Annotated in this window: 1 protein-coding gene; it reads right to left on the reverse strand. The window is 36.0% G+C overall.

Annotated elements, in window-relative coordinates; all coding sequences use genetic code 11:
* Nucleotides 1-239: MFS transporter (locus ACFINS_RS11250; RefSeq protein ID WP_375706317.1), on the reverse strand; the 239-nt coding region annotated here is incomplete at both ends.

Raw genomic sequence — 239 nt, forward strand, 5'->3', positions numbered from 1 at the left:
TAGCATACCAACTGAAAGCTTGTAACAGCATGCCTCCAACTAAAGGAGCAAACGCTGGTGACATTCCAATAAAGGGAAAAACAATCAAATAAAGTTTTCCTGCTGCTTTTTTATCTAACAAATCATTGATAATAGCACGACTTAAAACAATTCCCGCACAAGCTCCAAGACCTTGTAAGAAACGTAATGCAAGAAAAGCTTGAATATGAACTGTATAAATCACACTTAACGTGGTAAAT

The organism is Bartonella sp. AA2SXKL (assembly GCF_042197205.1).
Lineage (GTDB): Bacteria > Pseudomonadota > Alphaproteobacteria > Rhizobiales > Rhizobiaceae > Bartonella.